General features: G+C 69.2%; 20 protein-coding genes. 13 read left to right on the forward strand and 7 right to left on the reverse strand.

Annotated features, from left to right (window positions below; genetic code table 11):
- The first annotated feature begins 83 nt into the window (after nt 1-83).
- From ABD793_RS33135 to lspA, 6 genes are all read left to right on the forward strand, one after another.
- Nucleotides 84-395 carry a tyrosine-type recombinase/integrase gene (locus ABD793_RS33135; RefSeq protein WP_344867388.1) on the forward strand — a complete coding sequence of 104 codons (312 nt, stop codon included), beginning with the start codon at nt 84-86 and terminating at the stop codon, nt 393-395.
- A complete protein-coding gene (locus tag ABD793_RS33140; RefSeq protein ID WP_344867226.1) occupies nt 395-778 on the forward strand; it encodes a helix-turn-helix domain-containing protein in 384 nt (127 codons plus the stop codon). The genes ABD793_RS33135 and ABD793_RS33140 overlap by 1 nt, the downstream gene beginning before the upstream one ends.
- 1,384 nt (nt 779-2,162) lie before the next feature.
- Nucleotides 2,163-3,320, forward strand: coding sequence for a hypothetical protein (locus tag ABD793_RS33145; RefSeq protein ID WP_344867227.1), 1,158 nt, complete (start codon nt 2,163-2,165; stop codon nt 3,318-3,320).
- A 102-nt stretch (nt 3,321-3,422) separates the two neighbouring features.
- Complete coding sequence (locus tag ABD793_RS33150; protein WP_344867228.1) at nt 3,423-3,818, forward strand: ArsR/SmtB family transcription factor; 396 nt, start codon at nt 3,423-3,425, stop codon at nt 3,816-3,818.
- Nucleotides 3,815-5,785, forward strand: a complete 1,971-nt coding sequence (locus ABD793_RS33155; protein WP_344867229.1) for a heavy metal translocating P-type ATPase — start codon at nt 3,815-3,817, stop codon at nt 5,783-5,785. The genes ABD793_RS33150 and ABD793_RS33155 overlap by 4 nt, the downstream gene beginning before the upstream one ends.
- The gene (gene lspA, locus ABD793_RS33160) at nt 5,782-6,306 is read left to right on the forward strand and encodes a signal peptidase II (protein WP_344867230.1); all 525 of its coding nucleotides are present in this window, start codon (nt 5,782-5,784) and stop codon (nt 6,304-6,306) included. Before ABD793_RS33155 ends, lspA begins: the two co-directional genes overlap by 4 nt.
- A 194-nt stretch (nt 6,307-6,500) precedes the next feature.
- Here lspA and ABD793_RS33165 read toward each other — a convergent pair whose 3' ends face one another.
- The 3 genes from ABD793_RS33165 to ABD793_RS33175 form a co-directional block, all read right to left on the reverse strand.
- On the reverse strand, nt 6,501-7,493 hold the full coding sequence (locus tag ABD793_RS33165) for a cytochrome c biogenesis CcdA family protein (RefSeq protein ID WP_344867231.1): 993 nt from the start codon (nt 7,491-7,493) through the stop codon (nt 6,501-6,503).
- Nucleotides 7,490-8,011, reverse strand: a complete 522-nt coding sequence (locus ABD793_RS33170) for a TlpA family protein disulfide reductase (protein ID WP_344867232.1) — start codon at nt 8,009-8,011, stop codon at nt 7,490-7,492. The genes ABD793_RS33165 and ABD793_RS33170 overlap by 4 nt, the downstream gene beginning before the upstream one ends.
- 399 nt (nt 8,012-8,410) lie before the next feature.
- Nucleotides 8,411-8,779, reverse strand: a complete 369-nt coding sequence (locus ABD793_RS33175; protein WP_425548807.1) for an ArsR/SmtB family transcription factor — start codon at nt 8,777-8,779, stop codon at nt 8,411-8,413.
- A 105-nt stretch (nt 8,780-8,884) separates the two neighbouring features.
- Between ABD793_RS33175 and merA the strand changes: the two genes are divergently transcribed.
- The 7 genes from merA (at nt 8,885) to ABD793_RS33210 (ending at nt 15,093) form a co-directional block, all read left to right on the forward strand.
- A complete protein-coding gene (gene merA, locus ABD793_RS33180; RefSeq protein ID WP_425548812.1) occupies nt 8,885-10,273 on the forward strand; it encodes a mercury(II) reductase in 1,389 nt (462 codons plus the stop codon).
- Nucleotides 10,274-10,302: 29 nt separating this feature from the next.
- A complete protein-coding gene (merB, locus tag ABD793_RS33185) occupies nt 10,303-10,944 on the forward strand; it encodes an organomercurial lyase MerB (protein WP_344867233.1) in 642 nt (213 codons plus the stop codon).
- A 49-nt stretch (nt 10,945-10,993) separates the two neighbouring features.
- The gene (locus ABD793_RS33190; RefSeq protein ID WP_344867234.1) at nt 10,994-12,349 is read left to right on the forward strand and encodes a dihydrolipoyl dehydrogenase family protein; all 1,356 of its coding nucleotides are present in this window, start codon (nt 10,994-10,996) and stop codon (nt 12,347-12,349) included.
- A 452-nt stretch (nt 12,350-12,801) separates the two neighbouring features.
- Nucleotides 12,802-13,164, forward strand: coding sequence for a YkvA family protein (locus ABD793_RS33195; protein WP_344867235.1), 363 nt, complete (start codon nt 12,802-12,804; stop codon nt 13,162-13,164).
- 129 nt (nt 13,165-13,293) lie between these two features.
- On the forward strand, nt 13,294-13,656 hold the full coding sequence (locus tag ABD793_RS33200) for a phosphoadenosine phosphosulfate reductase domain-containing protein (protein ID WP_344867391.1): 363 nt from the start codon (nt 13,294-13,296) through the stop codon (nt 13,654-13,656).
- Between the two features lie 84 nt (nt 13,657-13,740).
- Nucleotides 13,741-14,634 (forward strand): DNA-processing protein DprA, encoded by an 894-nt coding sequence (locus tag ABD793_RS33205; protein ID WP_344867236.1) that lies wholly within the window; start codon nt 13,741-13,743, stop codon nt 14,632-14,634.
- 183 nt (nt 14,635-14,817) lie between these two features.
- Nucleotides 14,818-15,093 carry a hypothetical protein gene (locus ABD793_RS33210; protein WP_043837078.1) on the forward strand — a complete coding sequence of 92 codons (276 nt, stop codon included), beginning with the start codon at nt 14,818-14,820 and terminating at the stop codon, nt 15,091-15,093.
- A 103-nt stretch (nt 15,094-15,196) separates the two neighbouring features.
- Here the strand turns inward: ABD793_RS33210 and ABD793_RS33215 are convergent, their stop codons facing one another.
- The 4 genes from ABD793_RS33215 to ABD793_RS33230 all read right to left on the reverse strand — a co-directional run bounded on the left by ABD793_RS33215 (nt 15,197) and on the right by ABD793_RS33230 (nt 20,644).
- The gene (locus ABD793_RS33215) at nt 15,197-16,150 is read right to left on the reverse strand and encodes a M23 family metallopeptidase (RefSeq protein WP_344867237.1); all 954 of its coding nucleotides are present in this window, start codon (nt 16,148-16,150) and stop codon (nt 15,197-15,199) included.
- 6 nt (nt 16,151-16,156) lie between these two features.
- A complete protein-coding gene (locus tag ABD793_RS33220) occupies nt 16,157-17,191 on the reverse strand; it encodes a replication-relaxation family protein (RefSeq protein ID WP_344867238.1) in 1,035 nt (344 codons plus the stop codon).
- Between the two features lie 70 nt (nt 17,192-17,261).
- On the reverse strand, nt 17,262-19,763 hold the full coding sequence (locus ABD793_RS33225; protein WP_344867239.1) for a type IV secretory system conjugative DNA transfer family protein: 2,502 nt from the start codon (nt 19,761-19,763) through the stop codon (nt 17,262-17,264).
- A gap of 44 nt (nt 19,764-19,807) precedes the next feature.
- On the reverse strand, nt 19,808-20,644 hold the full coding sequence (locus ABD793_RS33230) for a GP88 family protein (RefSeq protein WP_344867240.1): 837 nt from the start codon (nt 20,642-20,644) through the stop codon (nt 19,808-19,810).
- Nucleotides 20,645-20,720 lie beyond the last annotated feature (76 nt).

The following is a 20,720-nucleotide window of genomic DNA, read 5'->3' on the forward strand; positions in this document are numbered from 1 at the left end:
CGTCCACCACGTCGCATAGCCGAAAACGCAACACGAAGCCAGACGACGGTGTCGTGAGAACTTGCCGCGATCGGACCACGTCAATGGCAACGCGAGTACGACCGCACACGGCGACTGCAGAGACAAGGCACACGTACGTGACCAGGTTGATCGAATCCGGCTACGACGGCCAGTTCGTCACCGACCAGGTTGGCCATTCCCACGCGGCGACCACAGCGATCTACCTGGCGGTCAGCAGCGACTTCAAGAACCTGAAAGTCCGCGAACACTTGGACGCGGCCGAGGAAGCCGCGCTGCAACGTGCCTTCGCGCTGGCTGAGACGGAAGCGGAGATGGACGACGACTTCAGCGAGCAACCGCCATGCGAGCCTGCTGGCCGCCGAAGGAGGGTGTGATGGACGCGGTATCCCGGCAGGGGCCCAACGAGCAGAACGAGGAGTTGCAGGCTCGGCAGCCGCGCTTCGAGTGGCGGTTGCGCGAGCTGATGGCGGTCCGCAAGAACTGGTACACCACCACGAAGCTGATACCGGAGCTGCTCAAGTACGGGTTCGAGTTCGACCGCAGCTCGATCTATCGACTCGTCAAGGCTGATCATCCACCGAAGATGCCGATCGAGTTGATCCTGGCCTTGTGCAAGATCCTCGACTGCCGCTTCGAGGACCTCGTGGTGGAGACCGAGCCGGACTCGGCCGCCGAGGAGCCCACGCGCCGTGGCCCGCGGCCGGCCGTGCCGGACATGCCCTTGTTGTCCTCGGACTTCTTCGACGCCGAGCGCTGACCGGACACGGGATACGCCAACTGTGAAAGGCCGAGGCGTCTGCGCTGGATGCGGACGAGATCGAGCTCTGGTCACCAGCGGGCTGTGCCACACCTGCTACCACGCCCGCCGGGACAAGGAACCGTGTTGCGGTTACGGGCGACTGACCGTCCCCATTGGACGCACAGACGAGGGTGCGTGGTGCCAGAACTGCAACGGAAAGCGCCGCGCCGAACCATGCTCGCTCTGCGACCGGTCAGGCCGGGTGGCGGCTCGGCGCGATGGACTGCCGGTGTGTGGACGATGCTGGCAGCGCGAGCGGCGAATTCCGCAGCCCTGCGCGACATGCGGGCGGACGCTGAAGGCCACGAAGAACACCCCGCAGGGACGGGTCTGCTACACCTGCCACCGCAAAACCCTCCCGCGTATGCCGTGCTGGCGCTGCGGCAAGGTGGTGCTGCCCTACGCCCACACCGAGGAAGGGCCGTGGTGCGGGCGGTGCCGCCGCGCTCACCTCGCAGAACCCTGCTCGCGCTGCGGCAGGACCGCGCCGGTCGCCACCCGGACAGACGGGCGGCCGGTCTGCTCGGCCTGCTACCAACGCGTGCACCAACGCCCGCTGCGTCGGTGTCGGGACTGCGGTGAGGATAAGCCTGTGGCTCGACTCACCGACGACGGGCCACTGTGCGAGAAGTGCGACGACCGGAGGGCACCGGAGGTGCTCTGCCCGCGCTGCGGCAAGACCCGCAAGGTCGGGATCGTGAGCACTGGGGTCTGCCGGGCCTGCGCCCAGCAAGCGACTCCGCGCCAGCGGTGCCGCAACTGCCGCCGGATCTCGTTGGTGGCCTACCGCGACGAGGATGGCGAGCCGTGGTGCGATGGCTGCCGCCGACGAGCCCAGGCCGAACTGTGCTCGGGCTGCGGCACCCGCATGGTGGTCTGCGCTCGTGACCACAATGGACCCTGGTGCAAAGGATGTTGGGAACTGGTACGGCCCGGCCCACCGTGCAGCGACTGCGGGCAACGGCCCTCGATGTCGGCGCGGGGAGCGGACGATGTGGCCAGGTGCGTACCGTGCTACCTGGCTGCCCAGGTCCCGTGTGCGCGGTGTGGGATCACGGCCCGCGCCGAACGCCATTGGCCGGAGGGGCCGGTCTGTCTGTCCTGTGTGGACGCGGTTCGGCTCACGCACGAGCCTTGCCATCGGTGCGGTCAGTTGGCCGGGGTGTTCCGCCGCGAGCCGGCCGGGCCGCTGTGCCCGCAGTGCGCGGGTGTCACCTTCTCCTACCGCTGCCCCACCTGCGGTGCCATGGGCCGTCTCCTGCGCGGGCAGTGTCTGTCGTGCACCGCGCGCCGCGACCTGGTCGAAGTGTTCACCCAACCCGATGGCCAACCGGCGTCCTGGATGGCGCCGCTGGCCGAGCTGCTGGAGAACTACGACAACCCGTACTCGCTGTGTCTGTATCTGCGCAGGCCCGGAGGTCAACTCATCCGCCGCATGGTCACCGGCGAGCTCGCGTGTTCACATCAGGCTCTGGACGAACTGCGGCAGACCGCAGCGGTCCAGCATCTGCGCGGCCTGCTGGTGCTGGCCGAGATCCTCGAACCCCGTGAGGAAGAACTCGCCCAGCTCACCCGCGACGTCCAATCCCTGCTGGGGCGTGTGACCGAGCCGCAGGACAAGACCGTCCTGGCCCGCTATGTCCGGTGGCACTTGATGCCGCTGGCCCACCAGCGCGCCGAGCAGGATTCCGGCTTCACGCAGTACCAGCGCGAACACCTCCGGAGGAAGCTGGAGGCCGCCCGCCTGCTCCTGGGCCACCTCCGCAGCCGCGGCATCAGCTTGGACGTCCTCACCCAATCCGTGGTGGACCGCTGGCTGATCCGCAACCGGCCGCGCCAGGCGTACGCGCGCCCGTTCCTGTTGTGGGCCGCGACCAGCGGCCTCGCCCCGGCCCACGTCGCAATCGGCACCTCGGCCCGCACCGGCGATCGGGAGATCATGAGCGACACCGACCGCGTCCTGCTCGCCGTCACGCTGGAGACCGACGACACGCTGGCGCTATCCGATCGGGTCGCGGGCTGCCTGGTGCTGCAATACGGGCAAAGCTGCTGGCGGTTGGTCAACCTGACCGCCGACGACGTGCTCGCGCATCCCGACGAACCTGGCATCCTCGGCCTGCGGCTTGGCCGTGACCCGCTGTGGCTTCGGCCCCGCCTGTCGGCGCTGCTCCAGCGGCTGGTCGAGAACCGCCGCCCGCTCGCCGCACCGCTGCGGCACCGCGCCACCCCGTACCTGTTTCCTGGGCTGCGGGCCGACCGGCCGATGGCCTCGGCCACGTTGCAGGCCCGCCTGCGCAGACTGGGCATCCCCAGCGCCCGCACCGCGCGCAACGGTGCCTGGCTGTCGCTGGTCGGGTCCGTGCACTGGAAGATGCTGGCCGATCTGCTCGGCGTCGCCGACACCACCGCGAGCGCCTGGCACAAGGAGAACGGCGGTGACCGCGCCAGCTACGTCGCCAGCCGCCTGCGCCACGGGCACACCCACACAGGCCCCGAGTAACCCCACGCATCCGCCTCTGCCGCGCTTGTCCTCACCGGAGGGTCCGACGGAGGCGGACGCCCCGACCTCGATTCATCGTCGGAATCCGGTTATCATCGTGTTGTGACGATGAATAGCGTGGAGCGGTGCCTCGCTGCGAGCGGGACGGGATCGAGCCTGGACGCGGCGGTGGCGTTGTTCCATAGCCTGTCCGACGGAACCCGGTTGGCGATCGCGCGCCGCCTGGCCGGCGGCGAGGCCAGGGTCGCGGACCTGGTGGGTGAGCTGGGGCTGGCGCAGTCCACGGTGTCAGCGCACGTGGCCTGCCTGCGCGACTGCGGCCTGGTCGTGGGCCGCCCGCAGGGCCGTCAGGTGTTCTACTCGCTGGCTCGTCCGGAGCTGCTGGACCTGCTCGCGGCGGCCGAGACCCTGCTCGCCGCGACCGGCGCCGCGGTGGCGCTGTGCCCGAACTACGGCACCGACGCCACCACCAACACGGAAAAGGAGGTGCCGCGGTGAGCGACGCGTGCGGCTGCGACCACGACGAACCTGCCATCGGCGAGGAAGGCGAGGAGCACGAGCCGGAGCGGCTGTGGCAGGTCTCCGAGATCCGGTTCGCCGCCGTCTCCGGGATCTTCCTGGCCGCCGCGCTGATCTCCGGATGGCTCGCCGCGCCCCGCCCGCTCGAACTCGCCTTCGACGCCGTGGCGCTGGCCGTCGGCGCCTGGACGTTCGTGCCCTCCACCCTCACACGCCTGGCCAAGGGCAAGATCGGCGTCGGCACCCTGATGACCATCGCCGCGGTCGGCGCGGTGATCCTCGGCGAGGTCGGCGAAGCCGCGATGCTGGCCTTCCTGTTCTCCATCAGCGAGGGCTTGGAGGAATACTCCCTCGCGCGCACCCGCCGCGGGTTGCGCGCCCTGCTGTCGCTGGTCCCGGACGAGGCGACCGTGCTGCGCGACGGCACCGAAACCGTGGTGGCGCCAGCCGAGTTGCGGGTCGGCGACACGATGGTGGTCAAGCCCGGCGAGCGGATCGCCACCGACGGCGTCATCCGCGCCGGCCGCACCGCCCTGGACCTCTCGGCGATCACCGGCGAATCCGTGCCAGTCGAGGCCGGACCCGGCAGCGAGGTGTTCGCCGGTGCCATCAACGGCACCGGCGTGCTGGAGGTCGAGGTCACCGCCAGCGCCGAGGACAACTCCCTTGCGCGGATCGTGCGGATCGTGGAGGCCGAACAAGCCCGCAAGGGCGCCTCCCAACGTCTGGCCGACCGCATCGCCAAACCACTGGTGCCCGGCATCATGATCGCCGCCACGCTGATCGCGGTGCTCGGCAGCCTGCTCGGCGACCCGGTCACCTGGATCGAACGCGCACTCGTCGTCCTGGTGGCCGCATCGCCCTGCGCGCTGGCCATCGCCGTGCCGGTCACCGTGGTCGCGGCGATCGGTGCGGCCAGCAAACTCGGCGTGCTGGTCAAGGGCGGTGCCGCGCTGGAAGCCCTCGGCGGTATCCGCGGGATCGCGCTGGACAAGACCGGCACCCTCACCGCGAACAAGCCCACCGTCATCGACGTCGCCACCACTGCCGGTGTCACCCGCGACGAGGTGCTGTCGCTGGCCGCCGCGCTGGAAGCCCGCTCCGAACACCCGCTGGCCCGCGCGATCCTCACCGCCGTGAATGACATCACCCCAGCCGCCGAGGTGGAGGCTGTCACCGGCGCCGGGCTCACCGGCCGCCTCGACGGCCACACCCTGCGGCTGGGCCGGCCCGGCTGGCTCGACGCGGGAGCCCTGGCCGATCAGGTGGAGCGGATGCAGCAGGCGGGAGCGACCGCGGTGCTGGTCGAACGCGACAGCGAGGTCATCGGCGCCATCGCCGTCCGCGACGAGCTGCGTCCCGAAGCCGCTGAGGTCGTCGCCGGCCTGCGCCGGGACGGCTACCACGTCGCCATGCTCACCGGCGACAACACCCGCACCGCCACCGCCCTGGCCGCCGAGGTCGGCATCGACGCCGTGCACGCCGAACTGCGCCCCGAGGACAAGGCCCGCCTGGTCGAGCACCTGCGCGCCCAGCGACCGACCGCGATGGTCGGCGACGGCGTCAACGACGCCCCCGCCCTGGCCACCGCCGACCTGGGCATCGCGATGGGCGCGATGGGCGCCGATGTCGCCATCGAAACCGCCGACGTCGCCCTCATGGGCGAAGACCTGCGCCACCTGCCCCAAGCGCTGGCCCACGCTCGCCGATCGCGCCGGATCATGCTGCAGAACGTCGGGCTGTCCCTGGCCATCATCACCGTTCTGATGCCACTGGCGTTGTTCGGTGTCCTCGGCCTGGCCGCGGTCGTCCTGGTGCACGAAGTCGCCGAGGTCTTCGTCATCGCCAACGGCGTCCGCGCCGGCCGCGCCCGGCCACTGATCACCGCACCCGACAGGCGTAGAACAGTCGACACGACCGCGACCGCCGCCGGGGTGTCGGCGTGACCACCCCGGCACGCCACCAGCCCACCCGCGCCCGGATCGGCTTCGCCGTGACCGCGGTGTCGCTAGTTGCGATCGTCGTGGCCATGACTCACGTGGCCGGCACGGCCCTGGCTGACGGGCGCAGTGTTGACCTTGGGTTGCTGCAACTGCGACTGACCTTCAACCCCGGCGTCGCGTTCAGTCTCGGCGCGGGACTGCCGACCTGGGTGGTGCTCGCCGCCACCGCGCTCATCACCGCTGGTGTCGGCTTCTACGCCTGGCGCAGCGCCCCGGGCACCCCGGTGCCTGGCCGTATCGGGCTGGCCGCCGTGCTCGCCGGGGCTCTGTCCAACCTGCTCGACCGCGCTTTCAACGGCGTGGTCACCGACTACCTGCACACCGGCTGGTTCCCGACCTTCAACCTCGCCGACACCCTCATCACCATCGGAGCCGCCCTGCTCATCCTTACCACCCTGCGACAACCCAACGCCCCCAACACAACCACCGAACAGAACACTGGCGACGACCGTGCGATCGGCTGAGCCCCGACGTCCTCGCCGCGCCCCGCCTCCAGCACGGTCGACCGTGCCGATTGGCCCAGTCGATCGGCCGCAATCGTGGCCACGGGGACCCGCTCATGACTGGCTTGTGGTGGGCTTTGAGGCCCGAGCCGCTGGCGCCAGCCCGACTACGGGTGAGGTGAGGGGGCGGCACCAACGTCGGCCACCTCGATCGATCAATCCTTACCGGAGAGTGTGATGTCGTTCCGGAGCGGCTGACGATCTTGACGTGCCGAGCGTTGTCCGGGCGTCGCCCGCGTGATGGTGTCCCCGTGTCTGGTCCGTTCTTCTTCAGGCTGTGTACCGGGTGCGCAGCAGTCTTCGGCGGTGTCGGTGGTGCCTCGGCGTTCGGCGAGGACAGCGATCACGGTGGCGAGGATGAGGCCGAGCGCGGTGACGGCGATGGCGAGTTGGTGTCCGGTGATCCAGGCCGATAGGTCGCCCACGACGCCGGTGAGTGCGCCGGTGCCGGGTTGCCCGCCGAGCAGTTGCGGCAGCCAGTACAGCAACAGGTAGCCGCCGGAGAGGGCGAGCACGGCGCCGGTGATGCGGTGCATGTGCGGCAGCAACCGCCGCAGGAAGCGGTTGATCACGCCGCTGGCGAAGGCCGCGAACAGCGCGAGGGACAGCAGCAGAGTGGCCGAGCCGGCGGCGTAGGCGCCGAAGGTGACCAGGACCCCGGAGATGTTGGTGCTGGCGAGGGCTTGGGTGACCACCGCGAGCAGTATCGCGAGTGTGCAGGAGGCCGAGGCCAGGGCGTACCCGGCGCCGAAGGCCACCATGCCCATCGGTCCCTGACGCGGGGCGCCGGAGCGGCGGGCGGGCAGCCGCAGGGGCAGGCGCCAGCCGGCGACCATGACCAGGCCCCCGACGGCGAGGATCGCGCCGAGTGCGGCGGCCAGCCACGGGATGGCACCGGTCAGGGAGCGCAGGCCGAGGGCGAGCAGCAGGCCGATGACGGTGAAGGTGCTGGCGAACCCGGCGGTCAGCGCCAGGCCGGCGCGCAGGCCACCGGCCAGCCGGGACAGCGCACCCGGCCGCGTGTCCTGCTGGTCACCTCCGGTGCCCACGGCGTAGGCGAGGAAGGCGGGCAGCACGGCGAAGCCGCAGGGATTGACCGGGGCGAGCATCCCGGCGCCGAAGGCGAGCGCCAGCAGCGGGCCGATCATGCGCCGACCTTGGCCAGTTCGGCGCGGATCTGCTCGGCGGCGGGTTCCACGGCGCGGAACACGGGCTTGCCAAAGGCGTCCAGCACGACGGCGGTGGACAGTTGGGTGACCTGGTAGGCGCTGATCAGCGAGGTGTTGGTGTCGCTGGCGTAGGCGAGGGTCGTGGCCTGGTTGGCGGTGAGGAAGTCCGTGATGTCCTGCTCGGTTTCCCCTGGGCCGATGTCGACGGCGACGAAGTTCGCCTTGGTGCCGACCGCTTGTTGGGCTTGCGCGAGGGCGTGGGTGGCCGGGCCGCAGCCGCCGCAGCCGACGGAGAAGAAGAACAGCACGCTGGGCCGCGAACCGGGCACCGCGACCTGCTCGCCCAGCAGGGTGCGGGCGGTGAACGCTCCCGCAGCGGCTGTGGTCCCGGCCTTCGCGCCGCTGTCGGCGGCGGCCGGGGATGCGGCCTGTGTGCTCGATGGTGAGAAGGCCGAATACAGCACGAAGGCGATCCCGACGACCGCGACAGCGGCCAAAGCAATGGAGACCAGACGTCGACGGGATCGCGGCGCAGTAGGACGACCAGTCGGGACGGGCGCGTGCGGCATGGGTCAGAACTCCTGAGTGCGGTCGGCGGGCTCGTGGGTCCGATCGGAATGGCTGAGGCTCGGCGGAGGGCAGCACGAGTCATCTCGGGCCGCTCTGGTGCGACGCCGCGCGAACCACACCCCTGTGGCCAGGACGACCACGGCGGCGGCGCCGATCACCCAGGGGTTGCCCAAAACTGACCCGACCGCGCCGAGGGCCCCGGCGGCGATCAGCAGCGGCAATCCGCAGCACAGCAGCGGGAGTAGCAGGAAACCAGCTGCGGCGAGCGCGGTGCGTGTGCCCTCCGAGCCGGGAGTGGTCGGCATGGCTGTGTTCTCCTCCGGTGGTCATGTGTTCGGGGCGGTGATGCGCATACAGGCGGCGAGGGCGGCGGCGTTGTCCGCGGCCAGCGAGCGGGCCAGCAGCACGAGTTCGGCGACGCGGGGGTCGGTGACCCGGTAGTAGGCGAAGCGGCCTTGACGGCGCAGCTGCACGTAGCCGCAGTCGGACAGGCACGCCAGGTGGCTGGAGACCCGGCCTTGGGACAGGCCGATGTGCGCGACGCACTCGGTGACGGTGTGTTCCTCGTTCAGCAGGAACTCCAGCAGTCGCAGCCGGGCCGGGTCGCCGAGGGCGCGGAAGACTTTCGCCATCATCTCCACCCCGTTCGGTTCGGTGGGCAGCAGCGTGGTGCTGCGTGGGGAAGCGTCGGCCACGGGATGCCGTCCTCACATCGAGTGTCTGTCGTATCCGGATGGACGAATCTTAGGTTAGCATCGATGTATCCGGGAAGACGAATGCGTGAGTGGAGGAGGCTGATGGTGCGCTACGACCTGGCGGTGATCGGTTCGGGTGGGGGCGCGTTCGCGGCGGCGATCGCGGCCCGTGGCAAGGGCAAGAGCGTGGTGATGATCGAGCGCGGCGTCATCGGTGGGACGTGTGTCAACGTCGGCTGTGTGCCGTCAAAAACCCTGCTGGCCGCTGCCGAAGCCCGCCACGTGGCGCTGGACCAGCGCTTTCCCGGCATCGCCACCAACGCGGGCCCGGTGGATGCCGCCGCGCTGATCGGCGGAAAGGACGCGCTGGTGGCGGGGTTGCGGGCGGAGAAGTACGTCGACCTGGCCGCCGAGTACGGCTGGCAGATCCTGCACGGCCAGGCCCGTTTCGCTGAGGGGCCGGTGCTGGAGGTGGCCCTGCACCACGGCGGCCGAACCCGGATTGACGCCGAGCACTACCTCATCGCCACCGGCTCCACCCCGCGCACCGACGGCCTCGACGGGATCGACCGGGTGGACTACCTCACCTCGACCACCGCGATGGAACAGACCGAACTACCCGAATCACTGGTGGTCGTGGGCGGCGGCTATGTCGGGCTGGAGCAAGCACAGTTGTTCGCTCACCTCGGTGTCGAGGTGAGCATCGTGGGCCGGTTCGCCCCGCACACCGAGCCGGAACTCGCGGGGCTGTTGGCCGGGGTGTTCGGGGACGACGGCATCACCGTGATCACCGAGCGCGCCACTGAGGTCGACACCGACTGCGCGGGTGTCGTGGTCACCACCGCCAGCGGGAGGCGGGTCACTGGGCAGCGGCTGCTGCTCGCGACCGGGCGGACCCCGGTCACCACCGGGCTCAACCTCGACGCCGTGGGGGTGAAGACCGGAGTCCGCGGCGAGGTCGTGGTCGACGAGCACCTGCGCACCAACAACCCCCGCGTCTGGGCGGCCGGGGACGTCACCGGGCACCCGCAGTACGTCTACGTCGCCGGCGCCCACGGCACGCTCGTGGTCGACAACGCCTTCGACGACGCCGGGCGCACCCTGGACTACCACCACCTGCCGGCGGTCACGTTCACCACCCCGAGCCTGGCCTCCGCCGGACTAACCGACACCCACGCTGTTGAACAGGGCTACGCCTGTGAGTGTCGGGTGCTGCCGTTGGAGTACGTGCCGAGGGCGCTGGTCAACCGCGACACCCGCGGCGCGATCAAACTCGTCGCCGAACAGGGCACCGGGCGGCTGCTCGGCGCGCACGTGCTGGCCGCCGGCGCCGGGGACGTCATCGCCACCGCCGTCTATGCCCTGGCCAACCGGATGACCGTGCACGAGATGGCTGAGCTGTGGTGCCCGTATCTGACGATGGCCGAGGGCCTCAAACTCGCCGCCCAGACCTTCACCCGCGACGTCAGCAAACTCTCCTGCTGCGCCTCCTAAACCGTGACGTCCGCGAAGGGACAATCCCGATGACGAATGACCTGCACACCGTCGTGTCCGCTATGGACAGTGTCTTCTCCCATCAGGACAGCTCCACTGGATGGTTGTGGCAGCCGCTGTTGCGGCTGCTCGCCCGCGGTGAACCGGTCACGATCGCTGAGGTGGCCGCCGCCACCGGCCGTCCCGGTGAGGACGTCGCGCAGGCGGTAGATCGCTTGGGCGACACCGAATATGACGATCTGGGGCGGATCGTCGGCTACGGCATCACGCTGCGCCCGACCCCGCACCGCTTCACCGTCGACGGCACCCCGCTCTACACCTGGTGTGCCCTGGACACCCTGATCTTCCCCGCCATCCTCGACCGGTCCGCTCAGGTCGAATCCCCCTGCCACACCACCGGTGACCCGATCCGGCTCACCGTCGAGCCCGACCGGGTCACCGACGTCGAACCCGAGACCGCGGTCGTGTCCATCGTCACCCCCAACGACCTGGCCTCGGTGCGGGCCTCGTTCTGCAACCACGTGCACTTCTTCACCGATACCGCGGCCGCCCAACCCTGGCTGTCCGAGCACCCCGGCGGATCAGTGCTGCCGGTCGCCGACGCCTACCAACTCGGCCGCGAGCTGGACGCCGCCCAAGACGACACCGCCGAGCCCGGCGGGTGCTGCTGACACCGCCTACAGCTGTCTGGCAGTCGCGACCGAGAAGGGAACAAGCACGGTGAGCACGGACTTCGATGTGATCGTGATCGGCGCCGGACCGGGCGGCGAGACCGCCACCGCTCGCCTGCACGCGGGCGGGCGACGGGTCGCCCTCATCGAGCAGGAACTGATCGGCGGGGAATGCGCCTACTGGGCCTGTATCCCGTCCAAGACACTGCTCCGGCCGCCCGAGGCCCGCGCCGAAGCCGGACGCGCGGCCGGACTGTCCACCCCGGCACTGGACTGGGCAGCGCTGCGGGACTACCGCGACTACATGATCCGCCACCTCGACGACACCGACCAGATCACCGGATACGAGAAACAAGGCGTCACCGTCATCAAAGCCACCGCGACCCTGGTAGGCCGGGACCCGTGGCGGGTGCGCGCCGGTGACCGGGAACTCACCGCCGAGCACGTGGTGCTCGCCACCGGCTCCGACCCTGTGCGCCCACCCATCGACGGCCTCGACGAGGTCACCGTGTGGACCAACCGGGAAGCCACCACTCTGCGCGAGATCCCCGAGCGAGTGGTGATGATCGGCGGCAGCGCCGTCGGGGTCGAACTCGGCCAGTTTCTTGCCCGCATGGGCGCCCAGGTCACCCTGCTCCAGCGCGGCGACCGACTGCTCGACCGGGAAGACCCCCGTGTCGGTGACATCGTCGCCACCCACCTGCGCGCTGACGGCATCGACGTCCGCCTCGGCCGCCAGGCCACCACCGCACACCGCGACGGCGACGAGGCCGTCATCGAACTCGACGACGGCGCTACCCTGCGCGCCGACGTCGTCGTACTCGGCGCCGGACGCCGACCCCGCACCACCGGGCTCGGCCTCGACACGGTCGGGATCGAACCGAACACTCGCGGAGCGCTGGAGGTCGACGAGCACTGCCGCGTGGCCGACGGCCCGTGGGCGCTCGGCGACGTCACCGGAGTCGCGTTGTTCACCCACGTCGCCATGTACCAGGGCCGGATCGTGGCCGACACCATCCTCGGCACACCCCGCCGAGCCACCTACAGCGGCATCCCCCGCGTCGTGTTCGCACAACCCGAAATCGCCGCCGTCGGCCTGACCACCGGCCAAGCCCGCCAGCACGGCCTCGACATCGCCACCACCGAACTCGACCTGGCCGACTCGATCGCGCGGCCCTGGACCTACGAAACCAACCCCGCCGGCACCCTCGGTCTCATCGCCGACCGCACCCAGCGCGTGCTCGTCGGGGCCTGGGCCATCGCACCCCACGCCGGGGAATGGATCCACACCGCTGCCCTCGCCATCCGCGCCCAGATCCCCATCGACACCCTGCTCGACGGCATCGCCCAATTCCCCACCTACAGCGAGTCTTACCTCGCCGCGCTCGAACACCTCGACCTGTAGACCGCCCAGTCGCTCGCCGCAGGGGCAGAGCGGTGTGGTGATCAACCGGTGGACAGTTCGACGGCTTTGACGATCAACAGGAGTGCGGCGACGATGAGGTAGCCGCGCAACAGACTCATACCGAGTTTGGGGCCGGGTGACCAACTGAGGGGCTTGAGCAGGCGAGTAGGGCATGTGCCACTGGGCGCGCTCAGCGTGGGTGACTGTCGCGGGTGGGGTGGCCCCGGTTCGGCCTCGGCAGGCCGACCAACGATTGAGTGAACTCCGCCGATTCGGGCCGGTCGACCGTGGTGTCTCACGGTCGACCGGAACACAGCCTTGCCGTTCTACTCGACACGACGCTCTGACCAGCTCCCCCAGCCACTCGTCGATGTCTCAGGAGACATTCGAAATCTGGAGAAGATTCCGCGGGCGCGCTCCTCATCGCGTGGATCGCATTGATCATCGTGCTGGTGATCGTTCGGCCCTGCGGCGGACTGCTCACCGAAGCACTGCGCATCCTGCCCGACCTCCTACGCCTGCTCCGCAACCTCGCCGCGGACAAGACAATGCCGCCCGGAGTACGCGTTCGCCTCGCCCTGCTACTGGCCTACCTCGCCATGCCCCTGGACCTGATACCTGACGTCATACCCGTACTCGGCTACGCAGACGACGCCATCGTCGTCACCGCAGTCCTGCGCAGTGTGGTTCATCGTGCAGGGCTGCCCGCCGTGCGCAAGCACTGGCCCGGCACGGACGACGGCTTCACCGCGCTCTGTCGGCTAACCGGACTCGCGAAATCGGCCAGCACCAACCCACCGTGGCGCACCGACTAGCGACCGATCCCGGATCAGTCCACGCGACCGTCGCACGTGGACCAGGCGTACGTCGGGCATCTTGGCGGGTTCCCGCACCGCCACGACGGGAACGCATACCGGCACAGGTGACAAAGAGTCACCAGCCTGCTGAATCATTCGACGTGGACGAGCATTGCCCGGCGCCAGCAAGCGAAGCTGAGCCCGGATCACCCCGCGAGCAACGGCCGACGCGAAGTCAGCACGTGGCTGCCCATCCACGAGTGGACCGAAACGGAGGTATGGCAACACATTCGCACTAGCGGTGTGCCCTACCACCCCGCTTACGACGCCGGAATGACCCGATTGTCGTGCTCTCTGTGCATTCTCGGGAGCCGCGCGGATCTCCTGCGCGCCGCACGCCTTCGGCCAGACCTTGCGGCCGAGTACGCCCGGATCGAGGACGAGATCGGGCATCGGTTCCGCAACGACATGTCGATGGCGGAGATCATCATCACGGCCGCAAATCCTTAGTGGACAGTGCCCTTTCTGAGTCCTCCCGAGTTCCGATAGTCCGCTGTTCGTGTCACGAACGCTGAGAACGATTGAGGTTTTGCCATGCCTGCATCCAATGACATCGTCCGCGCTCGACTGTTCTTGATGCGCGCGACTGAGCCACCCACGCAATCCGTCGGCGCCTACACCGCAGTCCACGGCCCAGTGGAGGCCGCCGAACGCATCCGCGCCGGTTGTGCACCCCCGGCGGTGCTCGCCGAGGTCGCACAGCCTGAACCCGATCTACGCGACGACCTCGCCGCACTCGAGGCGGGGCATGCCAGGCTGCTCACCCCCGAGGACGACGACTGGCCGAACGCGGCGGCGCACGACCTGGCCGCCTCCGGCACGGGAGCGCCGCTGGGTCTGTGGGTGCACGGTGACCCGCAGCTCGGAGTCCTCACCGCTGGCCCGGTGGCCGTGGTCGGCTCGCTGGCGGCCAGCCCGTATGGCGAGTACGTCGCTGCGGAACTCGGGCGAGGCATCGCCGATCGGGACATCGCTGTTGTCAACGGTGCCGGGTTCGGGATCGAAGCGCACGCGCTGCGGGGTGCCCTGAGCACCTCCGGACGCGGCCGGTGCCTTGTCGTGCTGGCGTGCGGTATCGATGTCGAGTACCCCGCCGACCACGGTCCGCTCTTGCGGGAGATCGCCGACTCCGGCGGAGTGCTGGTCACCGAGTACCCCCTCGGTACGAAACCTCGCCGCACGCGTGCCTACGCACGGCAACGCCTGGTCGCGGCGCTGAGCGAGGCCATGGTGATCGTCGAGGCCGGCCGACGCAGCCCGGCCCTGGCTGTAGCGCGTGCGGCGTCGAGGCTCGGCCGCCGCGTCTACGCGGTCCCCGGACCGGTCACCTCGGCGACGTCCGGCGGGACCAACGAGTTGCTGCGTACCGGGATGGCCACGGCCGTCACCTGCGCCGACGAGGTCACCGCCACCCGTGGACTCCGATGACCCGCCGGAACCGTGGGACCAGGTCAGCAGGGGTGTCTCGCGACCAGGAATCGCTGGTCACGACACACCCCTGCTGACCGCGGGCTGTCTCGGTAAGGTGTCTAGGGCGACACGGCGACGAACAAGATGGTCAGCCACGCCCAGAGGCCGGTCAACCCCCGGCGACGCGAGAGAGGGCTGCAGATGGACAAGGACGAGCACATCGCGCAGCTGCGCGCCCGCCGACAGCGCATCGAAGCGATCGAAACCGCCCTGGAGAGCATCCGAGACGTGGAAAGCTCTCTGCAGGAGATGCGGGAAATCCTGCTCCAGCAGCGGAAGGTCGAACGCACGGAGCGGCTCACCGATATTCGCGAAGCGGACAAGGCCGGTGTGCCGAAGACGAAAATCTCCAAGGAGGTTGGCCTCAGCCGCGCGAACCTCTACAACCACCTCAAAGGCACCCCGGCGGACGAGTAGCCGGACTCACGCGGCTGGGCGATCATCGGAGAACCAGAGCCATGCGCCGGAACGCTCCGGAAATGTCACGCAGGCTCTTCCCTGCGACGCGGCGGATGCGCACCTACCGGCAGAGCTGGCCTCCTCGCTGCCGGTAGAACTCCACCGGGTCGACGGCTTGGCCGTTGGTCTCGATCTGCAGGTGCAGGTGCGCTCCGGTGGACGCTCCCCGGTTTCCGACCGCGGCGATGGGCTGGCCGGATTGAACGGATTGCCCTTCGCGGACCAGATTGTGGTCGTTGTGGCCGTAGATCGTCACGATTCCGTCCCCGTGCTGGATGCGGACCCACAGTCCGTAGCCGGACGCCGGTCCTGAGCTGATCACCGTGCCGGAGTTGGCTGCCAGGATCGGAGTACCGATGGGCGCACCGATGTCAAGTCCTTTGTGGAATTCGCTGCCGCGGTACCCGAATGCGGAGGTGCAGGTGCCGTTCGTGGGTGTCGTCCAGCCGCCGGTCGTCGCACTGGTCGTACAGGTGGCACCTTGGACAGCCCCGACAATCTGGCGCGCTGCTGGCTCGAATTTCGCGTAGCGGTCAGGAAAGCCTGATCGCTGTACGGTCTGGGCGGCAACGGTGACCGGCATGTTCTGCCAGTTGGGCAGCGCCAGCAGATGCCGGTAGAACTGCTCGCTGCTGTAGGTGGGGTCCATGATCTGCGCGACGCTTCCCCAGCCTTGGGACGGCCTCTGTTGGAACAAGCCGACGCTGTCGCGATCGCCGTAGTTCAAGTTCTTCAGTTGCGACTCGGTGAGCGCCGTGGCGACCGCGACGACCCAGCCCTGCTCGGGCACGTTCATCCGTTTGCCGACAGCGACGATCGTCGCCGCGTTGCTCATCTCCAGCGGTCCGTACCCCGCTGCCGAGGTCGCGCTCGCCCCGGCGGGGGCACAGTTCATGCCCCCGCCGGAACTGCTGGAACTGCCGAACACGGCTTGAACCACAGCGATGGCGCCGCCACCGATGAAGAGCATGATCACGACGACGAACCCGGCACCGGCGGCGGCCACCTTGCCCATGACCCGTCACCTCCACGGATGCGCGGGGTCGGGCGGGGGCATCGGGGAGGGCGGGGCCACCTCTGGACGTGCGGCGGCGGCCGTGGCGGCCGCCGCATGCTGCCCACCGCTGGGGGCCGAGGCGCGCAGGTTCGGCCAGAGGGTGGGCAGGTCAGCTAGCGCCACCCGACCGGCAGTGCCGGACTCGTCGAGCCGTCGCCAGCGCGGCGCGGCCATGTCGAGCGGATCCGCCGCGGCCTCGCCGCTGCTGGTCGCCACGGGTACGCGTGCGGGCCGGTCGAGACCGCGCAGCGCCTCGGCCATCACCCTGCGTGCGTTGGCCTCGCGCCTGGCACTGGGCAGCCACACCAGCACGGGTGTGGTGATGCCGGTGGCCTCGGCCAGCCGCTCGTAGCGGGCGAGTTTGCCCGCCAGGCGGGACAGTTGCTCGGTGCCGAAGTCGAACTCGATGAACCACTCGACGTCCCGGCCGGCCTCACGCCAGCGGCCGTAGCCGTCCGGGGTGACGATGTCGCCCCAGTGCCGGCCGCACCGGGCGGCCGACCACCACGCCGCGAGCACACCGGCGGCACCGGGCTGACGGGCTCGGCGGATCAGGGTGGTGAACAGCCCGTTGCAGCCCACGGTGTGCGCCAGCTGTAGCGAGAACGCGCGTCCGATCTCGCGTTCACGGCTGTAGCCCAGTTCCTTGGGGTCGATGCCGTCCTCGCGAGCCAGCGCGACCGCTCCGGCGGTGTCGAGGACGTAGTACATCGGGTGCGAGCCGCGGTCGCGGTGCGGCTGGAACCGGTGCAGCACGCCCCACTGGTAGAGGTTGCGCAAGCGCAGGTTCGCCCCGCGGCGACCGGTGAAGGCAATATCGATGATCTGAGTGCTGGTGAGCACGTGGTGCTCGAACAGCATCCGGCACAGCCACCGGTCGCGCTCGGTGAGATGCCGGGCCAGCCACGCGTGATGCTCGGCCGAGTTGAGCACCCGCGCACCAGGTCGTTCCGGCCGATGTGCACGCAATTGTCGCTGCTGGGTGGGATTGCTCACCATCGTGACGTGCACCTCCAAGGACGGCAGGACGCGAGAACGCCCTGCGGGCAAAAGGAAAAAGCTGAGCGGGTCAGGCCGCTCGGCGCGGATCGAACGCCACCGGCTTGACGTTCTCGGCCGGTTCGGGCGTGTTTCGAGGCTCGGTGTTCACGAGCGCGAGCCGACGGATCTCCTTGGCGCGGCCGGGAATCGCGGGCGGAAGCTTCTCGGTGACCGCGGTGAACGGGGGAGCTTCCTCGCTGTCGAGCACCAGCCGCGCGGCGATGTGAAACCGACCGAGATTGGCGAGGTCGTGCTCGGAGAGCCGAGGCGCGGTATGCCGGGACAGGTCCCGGGCGTCTTCGGGCGACGCCGAGAAAATGATCTTCGAGCGGGCGTTGGTGCTGATGCCTTCCTCCAGTTCGCGCGGCAGCTGCCGTAGGTACTGGTGCGCGAGCGTCATCGACATCCGGTAACCCCGGGCCTCGGCGAGCATGTCCTCCATCGGGTACGCCAAATTCAAAAAGTTGTGGCATTCGTCGATGTAGAGCGAGGCATCGTGGCGTTCGCGCTGCGGTATCCGGGCTCGCCGGGTGGCGGCCTGCCACGTGCGGGCCACGACGATCGAGCCGATCAGCCGTGCGGTGTCCATCCCGAGCGCGTCCTTGCCCAAACGCACCAGGCAGATTCCGCCGTCGAGCACCGCGTCCATGTCCACTGTGGACTCTCCACCGGCGAGGGATGCCCGCACGAACGGGCGCAACAACAAACCGCGGAGCTTGTTCATCAGCGGCGCGACGACCTGCGCCCGGCTGGCATCGGACAGATCGTCGTACCAGTGCCAGAACCCGGTCAGGACATCGTCGGAGATCTGTTCGAGCGCACGCTGCCGGAAAGCGGGCACCGTCAACAGTTTCGGCAGATCAGTCAGCGTGGGTGTGCCGGGCAGCTCGCGCAGGGTCAGCAGCCCCGAACGCAAGATGTCCTCGGTCCGCGGCCCCCAGCTGGAGGCGTAGACGTGGGAGAAGATCGACACCAGGTTGTCCACGGTACGGGCGGTGTCGTCGCCTTCGAGCGGGTTGAGCACCGGCGGGCGGGCGCGGCTGTCGGCGTCGAAGAGCACCACCTTCTCCCCGAGCCGCGAGGGCAGCCGCATCAGGGTGTCCGCGACCAGGTCTCCCTTGGGATCGATCACGACCAGTCCGCGGCCGGCGTCGGCGTCGTCGAGGATCGTCCGCGCCATCAGCTCGGACTTGCCGGACCCGGTCGCACCCAGGATGTGCAGGTGATGACGCGCGTCGGCGACGCGCAGCCCCACCGGCCGGGAGTGACCGGAGTCGGTGATCCCGATCGGTTTCACTCCGGCGCCCTCGGTGGCGATCCCCGGTGGCGGCGGCACCGCCTTCGCTCCGGCGCGCTGCAAACCGGGTACGGCCTCGTCGGTCGGGACGTGCGCGAGCGCGGCCAGCTCGGCGATCGAGAGCAGATCACCGGAGGTGAGGCGTCGTTCGGCCACGGCCCGGACGGCGTTGGTGAGCCGGACGCGACGGTAGTAGTTATGTTCGCTGTAAGCCGCGAACGCGCTGGCGATGGCATGCCCGCGTCCGCGCAGGTGCTCGCGCACCGGAACCCGCTCCGCGCCGGTCGCGTGCTCGTCAACCAAGGTGGCCACGGCGTACCGGACGCGGGTCTCGTACTGGGAACTGCGCTGCTTGGCGACGATGACCCGGTCCTGCGCCGAGGTTTCCAGAGAGGTCTGGTGATCGACGACCGGCCGCTTCGCGGTCGTGCCAGGCCTGCGCGATCCGGTGTGCGGGGTGATCAGGTCCAGGAGGCGCCCGGCCAGCCGGACCGAGCTGCCCGTGCGGACCCGGCGGGCGGCTCGGCGGGCTTTGCGGACACGAGCGCCGGTGACCGGGCGCGCAAGGATCTGCACCACGGCCCGTTCATGCGTGGCCATGCCGACCGGAGCGCCCAGCAGGGCCCGAACCGGATCAGTGGGGAAGTCCGATCGGATAGGCAGTGCCTCGCTGCGGGCCAGACGCAGTTCGCCGCCCGCGGCCTCGACCGCTTTTCCCGGCGGGTTGGACAAGGGGATCGGCGGCTTGGCCGGTGTGGTCCGGGTGTGCGCGCCGGGCCAGGCAGCCTCGATGGCGCGTTCGGCCATGCCGGGCGGCACGACGCCCGGCAGCCACAGCCGCAAGGCGACCCCGGCATGGGAAAACACGTACTCCCACACGATGTGCGGCTGGCCGTGCATCCGCCGTTTCCAGCCGGACCGCAACAGCCCAACCAAGTTGGAGTACAAGGCCGCCGCGCCGTCCGGATCGACCGTGGGCGGAGCCAGCACGGTGACCACCCGGGCGTCGGCGGCCATTCGGTCATGGCACCGGCGCGCCCACCACCGTCGCCCGACCACGACGCCAGCCACCGCAAGCGCAACGGCCGGCCCGACCAGTGGCCCCCAGGTCAGTGCGAATTCCCGCAGTGCCGTGACGACAGCGCGCATTGCGGCACCGGGATCGCGGAGGTAGTCCTGCAACGGTGAGGCAAGCGTCCTCGATGAAGCGACAACAGACTGAGTGGATGACATCAGAAATCTCCTCTCTCGCAAGGAAAAGTCGAAAGGACGCGGATTCAGGCCGCGTGTCGCTCGGCGTCGTCCGCGCTCGGTTGGACTTCCGGAATCGAGGTAGGTGCGGACGGGTCGTTGGGCACGAGTCGCAGATGACGGCGCCGCTTGCGTGTTCGTTCGGCGTCGATCTCGGCCTGCCACTCCGACAGCCGCCGCCCGCCCATGCGCTTGAGGAACTGCGGGATGCGATTTGCGGGCACCCCGACCAATCGCGGGCCCAGCACGGCGAGCAGATCCGAGGCTTCCTGCGACGACCACCCGGCCTCGGCGATGGCGTCCTCGTCAGGAAACACGTCGGCGACCCGGTCACGGTCGGGATCGATAAAGGAGTCTTCGCGACCGCCGTAGCTGTACACCCACAGGAAGTTCTCTGGCGGGTCAGGTTCGATCAGCCTTTTGAATCGGCGAACTTCCTTGGTATAGCAATAAAAAGTCACCTGTGGGCAGGCTCGCATCACGCGACACCACGCCAAAGTGTAGGCATCGCTGAAAAAATCGCCCGCATCGTGCACCCTGACAAATTTCCCGGCCAGGCGCGGAGCCGACAGTTCGCGGATCATCGCCTCTGTCCAACCGGGAAGATCGTCCAGAACGTACGCGAGATTGGCGGTATGCTTGGCTTTGACCGCAGGGAAAAGATAAGTTCCGTTGCGCGCGTAGCAGATCCGAGTACACGCGCTTGCCGCCGGGCAGGTCACCTGCGTCCGTCCGTCGGGCAACCGGGCGGCCAGCGCAGGCAGAGTCCAGTTCCAAACACCGATTGCGCGCATCTCCCGGTTCTGCGTCAGCAACCGGGCTGGCCGCGCCGGAACCGTAGTTACGTGGGCGGAAGAAGACATACGACACCTCGCAAAGGCAGTCAGTCGGGGTGCAAGAAACGAGCAGAAACGTTGTGGTTGAAGGGATCGATCCGCA

The sequence above is a fragment of the Amycolatopsis ultiminotia genome (genome assembly GCF_039536925.1).
In the GTDB taxonomy this organism is placed as follows: domain Bacteria; phylum Actinomycetota; class Actinomycetes; order Mycobacteriales; family Pseudonocardiaceae; genus Amycolatopsis; species Amycolatopsis ultiminotia.